Raw genomic sequence first — 17,135 nt, 5'->3', positions numbered from 1 at the left:
GGGGGGGTGTGCGGCCTAACCCCCCCCCCTCCCCCCCACCCCCAACCCCCACAGCCCCGGCACCGCGGCCGAACAGCCCGCGCAGCGGACCCCGCCCCGCGCAGCGGCCCCGCCCGCCGCAGGCGAAACGGCACCGCACAGCGGCAACGCCCCGCGCCGCCAGGCGCAAAAACAGCAACCCCCACGGCGGGACGGCCGACAACGTGGGAAGCCAGCCAAGCGCAGCGGACGGGTAACGTGACCCCGCGTGACCACGTTTATTTGGATCGCCGCCGCGATCGTCCTCATCGGCGTCTACCTGAGCTGGACGGCCGGGCGGCTCGACCGGCTGCACGCGCGCATCGATGCGGCTCGGGCGGCGCTGGACGCCCAGTTGCTCCGGCGGGCGTCGGTCGCGCAGGAGGTGGGGACCTCGGGTGTGTTGGACCCGGCCGCGTCGATCGTGCTCTATCAGGCCGCGCACGAGGCCCGGCAGGTGGCGGAGGACCACCGCGAGGTCGCGGAGAGCGAGCTCAGCCAGGCGCTGCGGGCCGTCTTCGAGGACGAGGCGCAGCTGGAGGCGGTGCGGGAGGCTCCGGGCGGCGAGAGGACGGTCGCGGAGCTGACCGCGGCGGTGCGTCGGGTTCCGATGGCGCGCCGGTTCCACAACGACGCCGTGCGGGCCGCGCGGGCGGTCCGCCGGCATCGGTTGGTCCGTTATTTGCGGTTGGCCGGCCATGCGCCGTTCCCGATGGCCTTTGAGATGGACGACGAGCCGCCGGCCGTTTTGGACGACCGCTTGGTCGGGAGCTGACCGACCACGAAGCGGAAGTGGGACTTCCGAATGCTGAGACGGTAGATACCGCAAGCCACTGACCTCTAATTGGCCCTTTTCCCAGGTCACTGACCCACGGTTGTGTAGGCGCCGAAGCACAACCACCCGCACTGAGTGAGGTCAACGTGTCCAGCACGCCCACTACGCCCCAGAACCCCGAGACCGGAACCGCGCGTGTCAAGCGCGGTATGGCCGAGCAGCTCAAGGGCGGCGTGATCATGGACGTCGTCACGCCGGAAGAGGCGAAGATCGCCGAGGACGCCGGTGCCGTCGCCGTCATGGCCCTGGAGCGGGTGCCGGCCGACATCCGCAAGGACGGCGGCGTGGCCCGTATGTCCGACCCCGACATGATCGACGGCATCATCGACGCCGTCTCGATCCCGGTCATGGCCAAGTCCCGTATCGGCCACTTCGTCGAGGCCCAGGTCCTCCAGTCGCTCGGCGTGGACTACATCGACGAGTCCGAGGTCCTCACCCCGGCCGACGAGGTCAACCACTCCGACAAGTGGGCCTTCACCACCCCCTTCGTCTGCGGTGCGACCAACCTGGGCGAGGCCCTGCGCCGTATTGCCGAGGGCGCGGCCATGATCCGCTCCAAGGGCGAGGCCGGCACCGGCAACGTCGTCGAGGCGGTCCGCCACCTGCGCCAGATCAAGGGCGAGATCGCCAAGCTGCGCGGCTGCGACAACAACGAGCTGTACGCCGCCGCCAAGGAGCTGCGCGCCCCGTTCGAGCTGGTCAAGGAGGTCGCCGAGCTCGGCAAGCTGCCCGTCGTCCTGTTCTCCGCCGGTGGTGTCGCTACCCCCGCCGACGCCGCGCTGATGCGCCAGCTCGGCGCCGAGGGCGTCTTCGTCGGCTCCGGCATCTTCAAGTCCGGCGACCCGGCCAAGCGCGCCGCCGCGATCGTGAAGGCCACCACCTTCTACGACGACCCGAAGGTCATCGCGGATGTCTCCCGCAACCTGGGCGAGGCCATGGTCGGCATCAACTGCGACACCCTCCCCGAGGCCGAGCGCTACGCCAACCGCGGCTGGTAAGGACGCAGAAACTGATGAGCACCACTCCCACCATCGGTGTGCTGGCGCTCCAGGGCGACGTCCGCGAGCACCTCAAGGCGCTCGCGGACGCCGGCGCCCAGGGGCTTCCGGTCCGCCGTCCCGAGGAACTCGCCGGGATCGACGGCCTGGTCATACCCGGCGGCGAGTCCACCACCATGTCCAAACTGGCGGTCGCGTTCGGCATGTTGGAGCCGCTGCGCGCGTTCGTGCGGGCGGGCCGGCCGGTCTACGGCACCTGCGCCGGCATGATCATGGTCGCCGACAAGCTGCTGGACGCCCGGGAGGACCAGGAGACGCTCGGCGGCATCGACATGATCGTGCGCCGTAACGCCTTCGGGCGGCAGAACGAGTCGTTCGAGGCGGCCGTCGAGGTCGCCGGGATCGACGGCGGCCCGGTGGAGGGCGTCTTCATCCGGGCGCCCTGGGTCGAGTCGGTCGGCGCCTCCGCCGATGTCCTCGCGACGTACGGTGGACATACGGTGGCGGTGCGGCAGGGTAACGTCCTCGCCACGTCGTTCCACCCGGAGTTGACCGGCGACCACCGGATCCACGGGTTCTTCGTGGACATGGTGCGTGCGGTGGCCCCTCAAGGAGAGCGTGCGTAAGCGCTCCGTGAGGGGTGGAGTTCGGGAGACCGGCGGCCCTCCCGGTAGGATCTGGGGCGATCGTTTCTGAAATTGGTTACGCGAAGGAGACAGGCGGATGTCCGGCCACTCTAAATGGGCTACGACGAAGCACAAGAAGGCCGTGATCGATGCAAAGCGCGGCAAGCTCTTCGCGAAGCTGATCAAGAACGTCGAGGTCGCGGCGCGTATGGGCGGCGTCGACCTGGAAGGTAACCCGACGCTGTACGACGCCGTGCAGAAGGCGAAGAAGCAGTCGGTTCCGAACAAGAACATCGACTCCGCGATCAAGCGCGGCGGCGGTCTCGAAGCCGGTGGCGCCGACTACGAGACGATCATGTACGAGGGCTACGGTCCCAACGGCGTCGCGGTCCTCATCGAGTGCCTCACCGACAACCGCAACCGTGCCGCGTCCGACGTCCGGGTCGCGATGACCCGCAACGGCGGCTCGATGGCCGACCCGGGCTCGGTGTCGTACCTCTTCAACCGCAAGGGCGTGGTGATCGTCCCCAAGGGCGAGCTGAGCGAGGACGACGTGCTCGGCGCGGTCCTGGACGCCGGTGCCGAGGAGGTCAACGACCTCGGTGAGTCCTTCGAGGTGCTCAGCGAGGCCACCGACCTGGTCGCGGTGCGGACCGCGCTCCAGGAGGCCGGGATCGACTACGACTCGGCCGAGGCCAACTTCATCCCGACCATGCAGGTCGAGCTGGAGGAAGAGGCCGCGCGCAAGATCTTCAAGCTGATCGACGCGCTGGAGGACAGCGACGACGTGCAGAACGTCTTCGCCAACTTCGACGTGTCCGACGAGGTCATGGCCAAGGTCGACGCCTGACGGTCGCGGACTTACCGGTCGTACGACGGGCCGGCGGGGACACACCCCGCCGGCCCGTCGGTTTGTCAGTGGCAGCTACTAACCTGCAGGAACACAGGAACAGACGACCGAACGACGGCGAGGGGCGGGGCCCGATGAAGGTGCTGGGGGTGGACCCGGGGTTGACGCGGTGCGGGGTCGGCGTGGTGGACGGGATCGCGGGGCGGCCACTGACCATGGTCGACGTCGGCGTCGTCCGGACCCCGGCGGACGCGGACATCGCGCACCGCCTGGTGCTGATCGAGCGCGGCATAGAGGAGTGGCTCGACGCCCACCGCCCCGAATGCGTCGCCGTGGAGCGGGTCTTCAGCCAGCACAACGTCCGTACGGTCATGGGCACCGCCCAGGCCAGCGCGGTCGCCATGCTGTGCGCCGCCCGCCGCGGGCTGCCGGTCGCGCTGCACACCCCCAGCGAGGTCAAGGCCGCGGTCACCGGCTCCGGCCGGGCCGACAAGGCGCAGGTCGGCGCGATGGTCACCCGCCTGCTGCGGCTGAACGCACCGCCCAAGCCGGCCGACGCCGCCGACGCCCTCGCCCTGGCCATCTGCCACATCTGGCGCGCCCCCGCGGTCAACCGCCTCCAGCAGGCCCAGGCCGCGGCCCGCCGCACCCCCGCTCCCGTACGCACGCTGAAGGGCACCCGATGATCGCCTTTGTCTCCGGCCCGGTCGCGGCCCTCGCGCCGGACACCGCCGTCATCGAGGTCGGCGGCATCGGCATGGCCGTCCAGTGCACGCCGAACACCCTGTCCGGGCTGCGGGTCGGCGCACAGGCCAAGCTCGCCACCTCCCTCGTCGTCCGCGAGGACTCGCTCACCCTCTACGGCTTCGCCGACGACGACGAACGGCAGACCTTCGAGCTGCTCCAGACCGCCAGCGGCGTCGGCCCGCGGCTCGCCCAGGCGATGCTCGCGGTGCACTCCCCGGACGCCCTGCGGCTCGCGGTGTCCACGGGCGACGAGAAGGCGCTGACGGCCGTGCCGGGCATCGGCAAGAAGGGCGCGCAGAAGCTGCTGCTGGAGTTCAAGGACCGGCTCGGCTCCCCGGTCGGCACCGCCCGTCCGGTGGCCGGGGCCGCGGCGCCGGCCGGCTGGCGCGATCAGTTGCAGGCCGCGCTGGTCGGTCTGGGCTACGCCGCCCGGGAGGCCGACGAGGCGGTCGCCGCGGTGGCCCCGCAGGCCGAGGCGACCGCCGCCGCGGGCGGGACGCCGCAGGTGTCGCAGCTGCTGAAGGCGGCGCTGCAGACCCTCAACCGGGCCCGATGACCGGCGCTGCGCCCGCGCGCCCCCGACCGTACGACCACGCAGGCGGCCCGGCCGCCCCGACTCCGCGAGGCAATCCGCAGTGAACTGGGACGACACCGCACCGTCCACCGCCGAGGAGAGCGTCGACGGCCCGGCCGACCGGCTGGTGGCGGCCGACGCCGACGGCGAGGAGAACGCCGTCGAGGCCGCACTGCGGCCCAAGGACCTGGCCGAGTTCGTCGGCCAGGAGCGGGTCCGCGAACAGCTCGACCTTGTGCTGAAGGCGGCCCGCGCCCGTGGTGCCACCGCCGACCACGTCCTCCTCTCCGGCGCGCCCGGGCTGGGCAAGACCACCCTCTCCATGATCATCGCGGCCGAGATGGGTGCCCCGATCCGGATCACCTCCGGTCCCGCCATCCAGCACGCCGGCGATCTGGCGGCGATCCTCTCCTCCCTCCAGGAGGGCGAGGTCCTCTTCCTCGACGAGATCCACCGGATGTCCCGGCCCGCCGAGGAGATGCTGTACATGGCGATGGAGGACTTCCGGGTCGACGTGATCGTCGGCAAGGGGCCGGGCGCGACCGCGATCCCGCTGGAGCTCCCCCCGTTCACGCTGGTCGGGGCCACCACCCGGGCCGGCCTGCTGCCGCCGCCGCTGCGGGACCGGTTCGGCTTCACCGGCCACATGGAGTTCTACGCACCCGTAGAACTACAGCGCGTCATCCACCGCTCCGCCGGCCTGCTCGACGTGGAAATAGAGCCGGACGGCGCTGCCGAGATCGCCGGCCGCTCCCGTGGCACGCCCCGGATCGCCAACCGCCTGCTGCGGCGGGTCCGCGACTACGCCCAGGTCAAGGCCGACGGCGTGATCACCCGCGAGGTCGCCGAGCAGGCCCTGGGGGTCTACGAGGTCGACAGCCGCGGGCTGGACCGGCTCGACCGGGCGGTGCTCACCGCCCTGCTCAAGCTGTTCGGCGGCGGCCCGGTGGGACTGTCCACCCTCGCGGTCGCGGTGGGGGAGGAGCGGGAGACGGTCGAGGAGGTCGCCGAGCCCTTCCTGGTGCGCGAGGGTCTGCTGGCCCGTACGCCGCGCGGCCGGATCGCGACCCCCGCGGCGTGGGCCCACCTCGGGCTGGTGCCGCCGCAGCAAGCGGGCGGAAGCGGACAGGCGGGACTGTTCACGGCATGACGGCGCGGAGACTCGCCCGGTCAGGAACTGCGGTGCGATGCTGGGCGTTGTTCCACTGGTGCGGACTCGCTTAGACTCCGCCGATGCCGTCCGTATGGACGGTATTTCCACCTCTGTATATGAGACCGCGGAGATGCGGTCGTGCGAAGGATTTCCGTCCCGTGAGTATCATGACTCTCCTCCCCTTCATCGTTCTCATCGGGGCCATGTTCCTGATGACGCGGTCCGCCAAGAAGAAGCAGCAGGCGGCCCAGCAGATGCGCAACGAGATGCAGCCCGGCACCGGTGTCCGCACGATCGGTGGCATGTACGCCACCGTCAAGGAAATCCACGAGGAAACCGTCCTCCTCGAGGTCGCTCCCGGCGTGCACGCCCTCTACGCCAAGAACTCCATCGGCGCGGTGCTCGCGGATGAGGAGTACAACCGCATTCTGGACGGTGCCGACCCGATCACCGGCGAGGACAACCCGGTCGTTCCGGACGATGTCTCGTCGCTGACCGGTGCCGACGAGGCCACCGATAAGGGTGACAAGGCCGGCAAGATCGACCTGGGCAAGGCCGAGGCCGGCGACGAGGCCGAGCCCGCCGCCGACAAGGCCGAGGCCGACAAAGCTGCCGAGGCCGCTGAGGCCGACAAGGCCGACAAGGCTGACAAGGCCGACAAGGCTGACGAGCCGGCCGCCAAGGACGACGCCGCCAAGGACGACAAGAAGGCCGGCGGCGCCGACGCGAAGTAGTCCGTTCCGTAGTGGGGAGCCGCGGCACGTCCCCGATCGGGCGCACCGCGGTTCCCGGACGGTCTAGGCTCCGGCGGGGGCACGTCCCCACAACACTTCGTGGCCGCTCGGCAGACATCCCAGGCCGAGGGGTTGGACAGGGAGAAACGACAAGGTGGCAGCACCGAAGAAGGGCCGCAGGGCGCCCGCGAACCAGGGGCATCCAGGGCGCACCCTGATCCTGGTCCTGATCGCGATGGTGGCGCTGATCGGAGGCATGTTCTACTCCGGCACGCTGACCCCCCGACTGGGCATCGACCTGGCGGGCGGCACCAGCTTCACGCTGGCGGCGCAGAACCAGCCGGGCAAGCCCAACGCGATCAACGAGACCAACATGAACACCGCCGCCGGCATCATGGAGCGGCGGGTCAACGGTCTTGGTGTGACCGAGTCCGAGGTCCAGACGCAGGGCAACGACCACATCATCGTGAACATCCCCAAGGGGACGGACGCGAAGCAGGCCCGCCAGCAGGTCGGCACCACCGCCCAGCTCGCCTTCCGGCCGGTGCTGACCACCGCCGCGGGCACCAAGGCCCCCCAGCCCTCGCCCAGCCCCTCCAAGAGCGGCCAGGTCGGCGGCAAGGACGGTGGGAAGGCCGGCGGCGGCAAGGGCTCCCAGCTGAGCTCCTCGCCGACCCCGAGCGCCAGCGCCTCCACTCAGGGCCGCGCGGTCACGGACGCGCTGAAGAAGCCGTCCGCCTCGCCCTCGGCCTCCGCGTCGGACAAGCCCTCGGCGCAGCCGACGCCGCCCGCCCCCGGTGGCGCGGACGCCCCGGCCGCCCTGCAGAAGCAGTTCGCGGCGCTGGACTGCTCCACGAAGCAGAGCCTGTCCCAGGCCAACGTGCAGGCCGCCGGTGCCAAGCCCAGCGACCCGGTCGTGGCCTGTAAGAACGACGGCTCCCAGAAGTACGTGCTCGGCCCGGTCGGCGTCGAGGGCCAGGACGTCAAGGACGCCAAGGCGGTCTTCGACTCCCAGCAGGGCCAGGGCTGGATCGTCCAGATGGACTTCACCTCCGACGGCGGCAAGAAGTTCGCGGACGTCACCGGCATGCTCGCCACCAAGACGCCGCCGCAGAACCAGTTCGCGATCGTGCTGGACGGCGCGGTGGTCTCCGACCCGCGCGTCACCGAGCGGCTCAACGGCGGCAACGCCACCATCTCCGGCGGCTTCACCCAGCAGTCCGCCGAGGACCTCGGCAACATGCTGTCCTACGGTGCCCTGCCGCTCTCCTTCAAGATCGACGACGAGACCACGGTCACCGCGGCGCTCGGTGGCGAGCAGCTGCACGCCGGTCTGATCGCCGGTGCCATCGGCCTCGCGCTGGTCGTCATCTACCTGGTCGCCTACTACCGGGGGCTGGCGCTGGTCGCGCTGGCGAGCCTGGGGGTCTCGGCGGTCCTCACGTACACGATCATGACGTTGCTCGGGCCGGCCATCGGGTTCGCGCTGAACCTTCCGGCGGTCTGTGGCGCCATCGTCGCCATCGGAATCACCGCCGACTCGTTCATCGTCTACTTCGAGCGCATCCGGGACGAGATCCGGGAGGGCCGCACCCTGCGTCCGGCCGTCGAGCGCGGCTGGCCGCGGGCCCGTCGCACGATCCTGGTCTCCGACTTCGTGTCGTTCCTGGCCGCCGCGGTGCTGTTCATCGTCACCGTCGGCAAGGTGCAGGGCTTCGCGTTCACGCTGGGCCTGACCACCGTCCTCGACGTGGTCGTGGTGTTCCTCTTCACCAAGCCCCTGATGACGCTGCTGGCCCGGCGGAAGTTCTTCTCCGAGGGCCACTCCTGGTCCGGCCTCGACCCCAAGCGCCTGGGCGCCAAGCCCCCGCTGCGCCGTCGTCGCACCGCCCCCACCCAGACGAAGGAGGCGTGAGATGTCCAAGCTCGGCAACCTCGGCGCCCGGCTCTACCGCGGTGAGGTCGGCTACGACTTCATCGGCAAGCGGAAGATCTGGTACGGCGTCTCGATCCTCATCACCATCACGGCCATCGTCGGCCTGGCGGTGCGCGGTCTGAACATGGGCATCGAGTTCTCCGGCGGTGCGGTCTTCACCACCCCGAAGACCTCGGTCTCCACTGCGGAGGCCCAGCACAGCGCCGAGTCGGCCGCCCCCGGCCACCAGGCGACGGTGCAGCAGTTGGGCGGCGGCGCGCTGCGCATCCAGATCAGCGGTCTGGACACCAAGCAGTCGCTGCCCGTCCAGGAGGAGATCGCCAAGGACCTCAAGGTCCCGGTCAAGGACGTCAACACCCAGCTGGTCGGCCCGAGTTGGGGCGAGCAGATCGCCGACAAGGCGTGGCTGGGCCTGGGGATCTTCATGGTCCTCGTGGTGCTCTACCTGGCCGTCGCCTTCGAGTGGCGGATGGCGGTCGCCGCACTGGTCGCCCTGATCCACGACCTGACGATCACGGTCGGCGTCTACGCCCTGGTCGGCTTCGAGGTCACCCCGGGCACGGTCATCGGTCTGCTGACGATCCTCGGTTACTCGCTGTACGACACGGTCGTCGTCTTCGACAGCCTGAAGGAAGCCTCCAAGGACATCACCAAGCAGAGCCGCTTCACCTACAGCGAGATCGCCAACCGCAGCATCAACGGCACCCTGGTGCGGTCGATCAACACCACCGTCGTGGCACTGCTCCCGGTCGCCGGCCTGCTGTTCGTCGGCGGCGGCGTGCTCGGCGCGGGAATGCTCAACGACATCTCGCTGGCCCTGTTCGTGGGTCTGGCCGCCGGCGCCTACTCGTCGATCTTCATCGCGACGCCGCTGGTCGCCGACCTGAAGAACCGCGAGCCGCAGATGAAGGCGCTGGCCACGCGGGTCGCCGCCAAGCGTGCCTCGGCCGCCGCCAAAGAGGCGGCCGGCCAGGAGGGGACCGACTCCGGAGCGGACGACGGTGCCGAGGACGACGGCGAGGGCGCCGCGGTCATCGGCCCGCGCCCCCAGTCGGCGTCGTCTCGCAACCGCGGCCGCGGCCGCCCCTCGGGTGGACGTCGATGAGCGCCCCCGCCGAGCTGCGCGAGCTGCTCCTCAGCCGGATCTCGGACGTGCCGGACTACCCGCAGCCGGGCGTGGTGTTCAAGGACATCACCCCGCTGCTCGCCGATCCGACCGCGTTCCGCGCCCTGACCGGCGCCTTCGTCGACCTGTGTGAGCGCTTCCGGGTGGACAAGGTGGTGGGCCTGGAGGCCCGCGGCTTCATCCTCGCCGCGCCGGTCGCGGTGGCCGCCGGGGTCGGCTTCGTCCCGGTCCGCAAGGCCGGCAAGCTGCCCGGCGTGACGCTCGGCCAGGCGTACGAGCTGGAGTACGGCACCGCCGAGATCGAGATCCACGCCGATGCGCTGACGCCCGGCGACCGGGTCCTGGTGATCGACGACGTGCTGGCCACCGGCGGTACCGCGGACGCGTCGATGCAGCTCATCCGTCGGGCCGGGGCAGAGGTGGCCGGCCTGGCGGTGCTGCTGGAGCTGGGCTTCCTGGACGGCCGGCAGCGGCTGGAGTCGGGTCTGAAGGGCGCTCCGCTGGAGGCCCTGATCACGGTCTGAGACCGCGGTCTGAGCCGCCGCCGGCATCGACCGGCACCTGCCTGAGCAGCGGGGGCATCCGGAACATTCCGGGTGCCCCCGCTGCTGTGTCATGTGCAGACCCATGGCCGCGCGGCAGCTATGGCCATGGGCTGGATACCATGGCACCCCGGCCGCTTCGAGGCCCTGGGGTCCGTACCCGCATGAGGAGTGCCCTTGCCAGACGAGGCCCAGCCGCTCTCCCCCGGACCGCGTCCGGCGGAAACCCCCGCCGTGCGCCCGGACGAGCCGAAGCCGCAGCCCGCGGTTTCCTCCGACGCGTCGAAGCCCGAGCGGCAGGACGCGGCCGACGGCACCGCCGCGGACACCGCGCCCCAGGCTCCCGCCGGGCGGTCCCGCCCGGCCCCCGGGCCGCAGTCGCCGACCAAGTCGCTGTCGACCGCGTCGGCCGGCCGCTCCGGCTCGCCCAACCGCGTCCGGGCCCGCCTCGCCCGGCTGGGTGTGCAGCGCTCCAGCCCGTACAACCCGGTCCTGGAGCCCTTGCTGCGGGCCGTCCGCAGCAACGACCCCAAGATCGAGACCGCCACGCTGCGCCAGGTCGAGCGGGCCTACCAGGTCGCCGAGCGCTGGCACCGCGGTCAGAAGCGCAAGAGCGGCGACCCGTACATCACCCACCCGCTCGCGGTCACCACCATCCTCGCCGAGCTCGGCATGGACCCGGCGACGCTGATGGCGGGACTGCTGCACGACACCGTCGAGGACACCGAGTACGGGCTCGACACCCTGCGCCGGGACTTCGGCGACCAGGTCGCGCTGCTCGTCGACGGCGTCACCAAGCTGGACAAGGTCAAGTTCGGCGAGGCCGCGCAGGCCGAGACGGTCCGCAAGATGGTCGTGGCGATGGCCAAGGACCCGCGGGTACTGGTCATCAAGCTCGCCGACCGGCTCCACAACATGCGCACCATGCGCTACCTCAAGCGGGAGAAGCAGGAGAAGAAGGCCCGCGAGACGCTGGAGATCTACGCCCCGCTGGCGCACCGGCTGGGCATGAACACCATCAAGTGGGAGCTGGAGGACCTCGCCTTCGCGATCCTCTACCCCAAGATGTACGACGAGATCGTCCGGCTGGTCGCCGAGCGCGCGCCCAAGCGCGACGAGTACCTGGCGGTGGTGACCGACGAGGTCCAGGCCGATCTGCGGGCCGCCCGTATCAAGGCCACCGTCACCGGCCGGCCGAAGCACTACTACAGCGTCTACCAGAAGATGATCGTGCGCGGCCGCGACTTCGCCGAGATCTACGACCTGGTGGGCATCCGCGTCCTCGTCGACACGGTCCGGGACTGCTACGCGGCCCTGGGCACCATCCACGCGCGGTGGAATCCGGTCCCCGGCCGGTTCAAGGACTACATCGCGATGCCCAAGTTCAACATGTACCAGTCGCTGCACACGACGGTGATCGGCCCCAGCGGCAAGCCCGTTGAACTCCAGATCCGCACCTTCGACATGCACCGGCGCGCCGAATACGGCATCGCCGCGCACTGGAAGTACAAGCAGGAGGCGGTCGCCGGTGCCTCCAAGGTGCGCACCGACGCGCCCAAGGGCGTCGGCAAGGGCGTCGGCCAGGACACCGTCAACGACATGGCCTGGCTGCGGCAGTTGCTGGACTGGCAGAAGGAGACCGAGGACCCGGGCGAGTTCCTGGAGTCGCTGCGCTTCGACCTCTCCCGCAACGAGGTCTTCGTCTTCACGCCCAAGGGCGACGTGATAGCACTGCCGGCCGGCGCCACCCCGGTCGACTTCGCCTACGCGGTGCACACCGAGGTCGGCCACCGCACGATAGGGGCGCGGGTCAACGGCCGTCTGGTGCCGCTCGAATCGACCCTGGACAACGGCGACTTGGTGGAGGTCTTCACTTCCAAGGCGACCGGCGCGGGCCCGTCCCGCGACTGGCTGAGCTTCGTGAAGTCCCCGCGGGCCCGTAACAAGATCCGCGCGTGGTTCTCCAAGGAGCGCCGCGACGAGGCCATCGAGCAGGGCAAGGACGCCATCGCGCGGGCGATGCGCAAGCAGAACCTGCCGATCCAGCGGATCCTGACCGGCGACTCCCTGGTGACCCTCGCGCACGAGATGCGCTACCCGGACATCTCCTCGCTCTACGCCGCCATCGGTGAGGGCCATGTCGCCGCGCAGGGCGTCGTCCAGAAGCTGGTGCAGGCGCTCGGCGGACAGGACGAGGCCACCGAGGACATCGCCGAGTCGACGCCGATCCGGCCGCGTTCCCAGCGCCGGTCCAGCGCGGACCCGGGCGTGGTCGTCAAGGGCGTGGACGACGTGTGGGTGAAGCTGGCCCGCTGTTGTACGCCGGTGCCGGGCGACCCCATCATCGGGTTCGTCACCCGCGGCAGCGGCGTCTCGGTGCACCGCGCCGACTGCGTGAACGTGGACTCGCTCTCCCGGCAGCCCGAGCGGATCCTGGAGGTCGAGTGGGCGCCGACCCAGTCGTCGGTCTTCCTCGTCGCCATCCAGGTGGAGGCGCTGGACCGCTCCCGGCTGCTGTCGGACGTCACCCGCGTCCTGTCCGACCAGCACGTCAACATCCTCTCCGCGGCGGTGCAGACCTCCCGCGACCGGGTCGCCACCTCCCGCTTCACCTTCGAGATGGGCGACCCCAAGCACCTGGGGCACGTCCTGAAGGCGGTGCGGGGCGTGGAGGGGGTCTACGACGTCTATCGGGTGACCTCGGCACGACGGCCCTGACCGCGGCGAGGGGGAGACGATGGGGGAGGACGTGCTCGACGGGCGGTACCGCCTCGTCCGGCTGATCGGGCGGGGCGGGATGGGTGCCGTCCACGAAGCGGTGGACACCGCGCTGGACCGCCGGGTGGCGGTCAAGCGCCTGCTGTCCGCGGGCGGTCCGGACGCCGGTGCGACGGCCCTGACGCGCTTCCGCCGGGAGGCCCAGGCACTGGCCCGGATCAGCCACCCGGGCGTGGTGCACGTCTACGACAGCGGCGTCCACGAGGGCGCGCCGTACATCGTGATGGAGCTGCTGGACGGGGTCGGCCTGGCGGAGCTGGTGGCGAGCCGGGAGCCGCTGCGGCCCCCGGTGGCCGCCGCGATCGCACTGGAGATGCTCCAGGCGCTGACCGCCGCCCACGCGGCCGGCGTGCTGCACCGCGACGTCAAACCGACCAACGTCACGGTCACCCGCGCCGGCCGGGTGGTGCTCCAGGACTTCGGACTGGCCCGGCTCGCCGAGGAGCCGGCCATCACCCAGGCCGGTGCGCTGCTCGGCACCCCGCAGTACATGGCCCCGGAGCTGATCCGGGGTGAACTCCCGGGCCCCGGCGCCGACTTGTACGGGCTCGGCACCTGCCTGTACCTGATGCTGACCGGGACGCCGCCGCTGGGCACCGCCGCCGTGGACGTCGGGGCGCTGGTGGAGCTGGCGACCGGCCCGGGCGTTCCGCGGCTGGCCGGGCGGGCCGGCAGCGACGTTCCGGAGGACCTGGCCGGGCTGGTGGACGCGCTGTGCCGGCAGGACCCCGGGGAGCGGCCGGTGGGCTCCCGGGTCGAGGCGACGCTGGCCTCGTTCGCCGCGCACGGCATGGACGAGCTGCGGGAGCTGATCGCCGGCAGCGTCCGCGAGCAGGCCGTGGAGTTCGTCTACAGCCCGCCGGCCCAGGACTCCTCGGCCCCGGAGCTGCTGGACTGGGCGGCGATCCCGCAGACGGAGCCGGCCGCACGGGACGTCCACCGGCCGCTGACGCTCAGCGACGGCACCCGCCAGTTGCTGCTCAGCAGCATGACGGCGGACAACGCCCGGTCCCGCCAGCGCGAGGCGGTCAACCTCGTCCTGCGCGGCGACATCCAAGAAGCGGTGCGGATGCTCACCGCGGTCGCCCAGGTCTGCGCCTCGGCCCTGGGACCGGATCATCCGACCACCTTGACCAGCCAGTACTGGCAGGCGGTGTGCCTGGCGCGGCTGGGCGCGGGCGCCGAGGCACTGGAACTGTTCTCACGGGTCAACGCAGCAACCGAGCAGCGGAGGGGGCGGGATCGTGACTGATCTCGAAGTACGGGCGGTACCGGAGCCGGGCGGCGACGCGGAGGAGGAACTCCGTTCCCTGATGCACTGGTTGCACGACGACGAGGAACTCCACCGCCAGGTGCGCGGCAGCCTCGCCGCCTCCCGCGGGCCCCGACCCGGCGAGATGGGCCTCGGCTTCGACCTGCTCCAGCTGGCCCTCGGCACCGCGGTGTCCGGCGGCTCGCTCGCGGTGTCGGTCCTCCAGTGGCGCGACGCGCGCCGCCGCGCCCCCGAACTCACCCTGCGCGCCGGGGAGATCGAGGTCCGCATCCCGCGCGGTGCGGCCGCCGATCCGGAGACCGTACGCCGGATCGTCGCCCTGCTCGACGAGGCCCAGGAGCCCGGGGGCGATGACCGGACTGCCTGATCCGGCCGCCTCCCGGGCCGTGCTGCTCGGCACCGCCTCCTACCGCCACCTCGACGCGCTCCCGGCCGTCGGGACCAACCTCCGCGACCTGGCGGGAGCCCTCGGCGACGCCACGGTCTGGGGGCTGCCGGAGTCGCACTGCGAGGTGGTGCTCGACCCGGGGAGCGCCGATGCGATGCTCGATCCCGTCCACCGCGCGGGCGACGAGGCCACCGACACCCTCGTCGTCTACTACGCGGGCCACGGCATGCGCGACACCGAGTCGGCCGACCTCTACCTCGGCCTGACCGGCTCCCGGGACAGCGTCGGCTACACCGCGGTCGCCTACCAGCACCTGCGCGGCGCCATCCGGGGCGCCCGCGCCCGCCGCAAGGTCGTCATCCTGGACTGCTGCTTCAGCGGCCGGGCCGTCCGCACGCTCGCCGGCCGCAAGGACGTCCTGGCCGCCCAGGCCGCGGTGGACGGCGCGTACGTGCTGACCGCCTCCCCGCGGGACCGGATGGCGCTGGCCCCGGACGGCGAACGGCACACCGCCTTCACCGGCGAACTGCTCGGCATCCTCCGGTACGGCATCACCGACGGCCCCGAGCTGATCGACCTCGACACCCTCTACCGGGCCCTGGAGGAGCGGCTGGGGGCCAAGAACCGCCCGCTGCCGCAGCGCGCCCAGGAGAACGGCGTGGGACGGCTGCCGCTGGCCCGCAACCGCGCGCTGGCGCAGCGCCGCGGGCCCGCCGGGCCGGTGCTCGACGCCGAGGTCCGCGCCGCCATGGTGGCGTCCGGCCTCAGCCTGGCGCGGATGCTGCGGGCGGCCGGCAACAGCCGCGATGCGCTGCCGGTGCTCCGGCTCGCCCTGAGGGAGCGCGGCCCGGACGGCGGGGGCGACCTGTTGCCCGTACAACTGGAGCTCTCCGAACTCCTCGCCGAGACCGGGCAGATCAAGGAGGCCATCGAGGTCCTGGAGCAGGCGTTCCACCGGGCCCGTCAGGTCTACGGCCCGGAGGCCGTGCTGGTCTGCCGGCGGCTGGCCGACCTGCTCCAGGAGTCCGGCAACCACATCCAGGCGTGCGAGGTGCTCAAGCACGCCCTGGACCTGATGGAGACCGGCAGCCGCAGCCGGCGGTGAACCGCCCCGACCACGCGGAACGGCCCGCCGGGAAACCCCGGCGGGCCGTTCCGCGTGCGGCACATCGGCCATCGATTGAGGAGCCCCCACGGCGAGCAACCACCTCCGCGAAAGCGGCGGCGGCTCAGCCGCAAAAAGGCGCGCTCAGCCGCCGAACTCCTCCAGGCCCTTCAGCGCCTGGTCCAGCAGCGCCTTGCGGCCCTCCAGCTCCCGGCCGAGCTTGTCGGCCTTGGCGGTGTTGCCGGCCGCCCGGGCCGCGTCGATCTGCTTCTGGAGCTTGTCGACGGCGTCCTGGAGCTGACCGGTCAGCCCCGCGGCGCGCGCCCGCGCCTCAGGGTTGGTCCGCCGCCAATCGGCCTCCTCGGCCTCCTGGATGGCCCGCTCGACCGCGTGCATCCGGCCCTCGATCTTGGGACGGGCGTCCCGCGGCACGTGACCGATGGCCTCCCACCGCTCGTTGACCGCCCGGAACGCGGCCCGGGCCGCCTTCAGGTCGGTGACCGGGAGCAGCTTCTCCGCCTCGGCGGCCAGTTCCTCCTTGCGGGTCAGGTTCTCCTGCTGCTCGGCGTCGCGCTCCGCGAAGACCTCGCTGCGCGCCTGGAAGAAGACGTCCTGCGCGCCGCGGAAGCGGTTCCACAGATCGTCCTCGTGCTCGCGCTGGGCGCGGCCGGCGGCCTTCCACTCCTGCATCAGGTCGCGGTAACGGGCGGCGGTGGTCCCCCAGTCCGTGGAGCCGGACAGCGACTCGGCCTCGGCGACCAGCTTCTCCTTGGCCTTGCGGGCCTCCTCGCGCTGCGCGTCCAGCGAGGCGAAGTGCGCCTTGCGCCGCTTGGAGAACGCCGACCGGGCGTGCGAGAAGCGGTGCCACAGCTCGTCGTCGGTCTTGCGGTCCAGCCGCGGCAGGCCCTTCCAGGTGTCGACCAGCGCCCGCAGCCGCTCGCCCGCCACCCGCCACTGCTCGCTGACGGCCAACTCCTCGGCCTCGACGACCAGCTTCTCCTTGGCCTGCCTGGCCTCGTCGCTCTGCTGGGCCTTCGCCGCCCGGCGCTCCTCGCGCCGCGACTCGACCGCGCTGACCAGCGCGTCCAGCCGCTTCTTCAGTGCCTCCAGATCGCCCACCGCGTGGTGCTCGTCGACCTGCACGCGCAGGTGGTCGATCGCGGCCTGGGCGTCCTTCGCCGAGAGGTCGGTGGTCCTGACCCGTCGCTCCAGGAGGTCGATTTCCACGACCAGGCCCTCATACTTGCGCTCGAAGTAGGCGAGGGCCTCTTCGGGAGTGCCCGCCTGCCACGATCCGACGACCTGCTCGCCGTCGGCGGTACGCACGTACACGGTCCCCGTCTCATCGACGCGGCCCCATGGGTCGCTGCTCACAGCGCCTCCTCCACATGATGCCGACGCGGGCCTGTGGCCCCCCGGCATCGTCCACAGTTTCTGTCCGGCGGGGCAGCG

At 71.5% G+C, this 17,135-nt stretch carries 16 protein-coding genes; 15 read left to right on the top strand and 1 reads right to left on the bottom strand.

What is annotated here, in order from left to right; translation table 11 throughout:
- The first annotated feature begins 247 nt into the window (after positions 1-247).
- From ACFVT2_RS11765 to ACFVT2_RS11695, 15 genes are all read left to right on the top strand, one after another.
- Entirely contained in the window at positions 248-793 is a 546-nt protein-coding gene (locus tag ACFVT2_RS11765; RefSeq protein WP_390015413.1) for a hypothetical protein, read from the top strand.
- A gap of 146 nt (positions 794-939) precedes the next feature.
- Positions 940-1,851 (top strand): pyridoxal 5'-phosphate synthase lyase subunit PdxS, encoded by a 912-nt coding sequence (gene pdxS, locus ACFVT2_RS11760; RefSeq protein WP_030067142.1) that lies wholly within the window; start codon positions 940-942, stop codon positions 1,849-1,851.
- Positions 1,852-1,865: 14 nt separating this feature from the next.
- Positions 1,866-2,477, top strand: a complete 612-nt coding sequence (gene pdxT / locus ACFVT2_RS11755; protein WP_390015410.1) for a pyridoxal 5'-phosphate synthase glutaminase subunit PdxT — start codon at positions 1,866-1,868, stop codon at positions 2,475-2,477.
- 97 nt (positions 2,478-2,574) lie between these two features.
- The gene (locus ACFVT2_RS11750; protein WP_390015407.1) at positions 2,575-3,327 is read left to right on the top strand and encodes a YebC/PmpR family DNA-binding transcriptional regulator; all 753 of its coding nucleotides are present in this window, start codon (positions 2,575-2,577) and stop codon (positions 3,325-3,327) included.
- Between the two features lie 134 nt (positions 3,328-3,461).
- Complete coding sequence (ruvC, locus tag ACFVT2_RS11745; protein ID WP_390015404.1) at positions 3,462-4,013, top strand: crossover junction endodeoxyribonuclease RuvC; 552 nt, start codon at positions 3,462-3,464, stop codon at positions 4,011-4,013.
- A complete protein-coding gene (gene ruvA, locus ACFVT2_RS11740; protein ID WP_390015401.1) occupies positions 4,010-4,630 on the top strand; it encodes a Holliday junction branch migration protein RuvA in 621 nt (206 codons plus the stop codon). The genes ruvC and ruvA overlap by 4 nt, the downstream gene beginning before the upstream one ends.
- Before the next feature lie 79 nt (positions 4,631-4,709).
- Positions 4,710-5,798: a Holliday junction branch migration DNA helicase RuvB gene (ruvB, locus tag ACFVT2_RS11735; protein ID WP_390015398.1), complete on the top strand. Its 1,089-nt coding sequence runs from the start codon at positions 4,710-4,712 to the stop codon at positions 5,796-5,798.
- A 161-nt stretch (positions 5,799-5,959) separates the two neighbouring features.
- Positions 5,960-6,535, top strand: a complete 576-nt coding sequence (yajC, locus tag ACFVT2_RS11730; RefSeq protein ID WP_390015395.1) for a preprotein translocase subunit YajC — start codon at positions 5,960-5,962, stop codon at positions 6,533-6,535.
- Between the two features lie 154 nt (positions 6,536-6,689).
- Entirely contained in the window at positions 6,690-8,450 is a 1,761-nt protein-coding gene (gene secD, locus ACFVT2_RS11725; RefSeq protein WP_390015393.1) for a protein translocase subunit SecD, read from the top strand.
- Between the two features lies 1 nt (position 8,451).
- Positions 8,452-9,576: a protein translocase subunit SecF gene (gene secF, locus ACFVT2_RS11720; RefSeq protein ID WP_390015390.1), complete on the top strand. Its 1,125-nt coding sequence runs from the start codon at positions 8,452-8,454 to the stop codon at positions 9,574-9,576.
- Entirely contained in the window at positions 9,573-10,121 is a 549-nt protein-coding gene (locus ACFVT2_RS11715; protein WP_390015388.1) for an adenine phosphoribosyltransferase, read from the top strand. Before secF ends, ACFVT2_RS11715 begins: the two co-directional genes overlap by 4 nt.
- Positions 10,122-10,316: 195 nt before the next feature.
- The gene (locus tag ACFVT2_RS11710) at positions 10,317-12,857 is read left to right on the top strand and encodes a RelA/SpoT family protein (RefSeq protein WP_390015386.1); all 2,541 of its coding nucleotides are present in this window, start codon (positions 10,317-10,319) and stop codon (positions 12,855-12,857) included.
- Between the two features lie 19 nt (positions 12,858-12,876).
- Positions 12,877-14,169 (top strand): protein kinase, encoded by a 1,293-nt coding sequence (locus ACFVT2_RS11705; protein ID WP_390015383.1) that lies wholly within the window; start codon positions 12,877-12,879, stop codon positions 14,167-14,169.
- Entirely contained in the window at positions 14,162-14,557 is a 396-nt protein-coding gene (locus tag ACFVT2_RS11700) for a hypothetical protein (RefSeq protein ID WP_390015380.1), read from the top strand. Before ACFVT2_RS11705 ends, ACFVT2_RS11700 begins: the two co-directional genes overlap by 8 nt.
- Positions 14,541-15,683, top strand: a complete 1,143-nt coding sequence (locus tag ACFVT2_RS11695) for a caspase family protein (protein WP_390015377.1) — start codon at positions 14,541-14,543, stop codon at positions 15,681-15,683. Before ACFVT2_RS11700 ends, ACFVT2_RS11695 begins: the two co-directional genes overlap by 17 nt.
- 144 nt (positions 15,684-15,827) lie before the next feature.
- Here ACFVT2_RS11695 and ACFVT2_RS11690 read toward each other — a convergent pair whose 3' ends face one another.
- Positions 15,828-17,057, bottom strand: coding sequence for a DUF349 domain-containing protein (locus ACFVT2_RS11690; RefSeq protein ID WP_390015374.1), 1,230 nt, complete (start codon positions 17,055-17,057; stop codon positions 15,828-15,830).
- Between the last annotated feature and the right edge of the window lie 78 nt (positions 17,058-17,135).

Source organism: Streptomyces sp. NPDC058000, from assembly GCF_042886435.1.
In the GTDB taxonomy this organism is placed as follows: Bacteria; Actinomycetota; Actinomycetes; order Streptomycetales; family Streptomycetaceae; genus Streptomyces.
The sequence above is the reverse complement of the archived record's forward strand: the minus strand, read 5'-3'. Positions and strand labels throughout refer to the sequence as shown.

What these genes read in the sequence shown, in the direction of transcription:
- ruvC (WP_390015404.1), top strand. Translation starts at nt 3,462, where the DNA reads ATGAAGGTGCTGGGGGTGGACCCGGGGTTGACGCGGTGCGGGGTCGGC.
- ruvA (WP_390015401.1), top strand. Translation starts at nt 4,010, where the DNA reads ATGATCGCCTTTGTCTCCGGCCCGGTCGCGGCCCTCGCGCCGGACACC.
- ACFVT2_RS11750 (WP_390015407.1), top strand. Translation starts at nt 2,575, where the DNA reads ATGTCCGGCCACTCTAAATGGGCTACGACGAAGCACAAGAAGGCCGTG.
- secF (WP_390015390.1), top strand. Translation starts at nt 8,452, where the DNA reads ATGTCCAAGCTCGGCAACCTCGGCGCCCGGCTCTACCGCGGTGAGGTC.
- ACFVT2_RS11715 (WP_390015388.1), top strand. Translation starts at nt 9,573, where the DNA reads ATGAGCGCCCCCGCCGAGCTGCGCGAGCTGCTCCTCAGCCGGATCTCG.
- ACFVT2_RS11705 (WP_390015383.1), top strand. Translation starts at nt 12,877, where the DNA reads ATGGGGGAGGACGTGCTCGACGGGCGGTACCGCCTCGTCCGGCTGATC.
- ACFVT2_RS11695 (WP_390015377.1), top strand. Translation starts at nt 14,541, where the DNA reads ATGACCGGACTGCCTGATCCGGCCGCCTCCCGGGCCGTGCTGCTCGGC.
- pdxT (WP_390015410.1), top strand. Translation starts at nt 1,866, where the DNA reads ATGAGCACCACTCCCACCATCGGTGTGCTGGCGCTCCAGGGCGACGTC.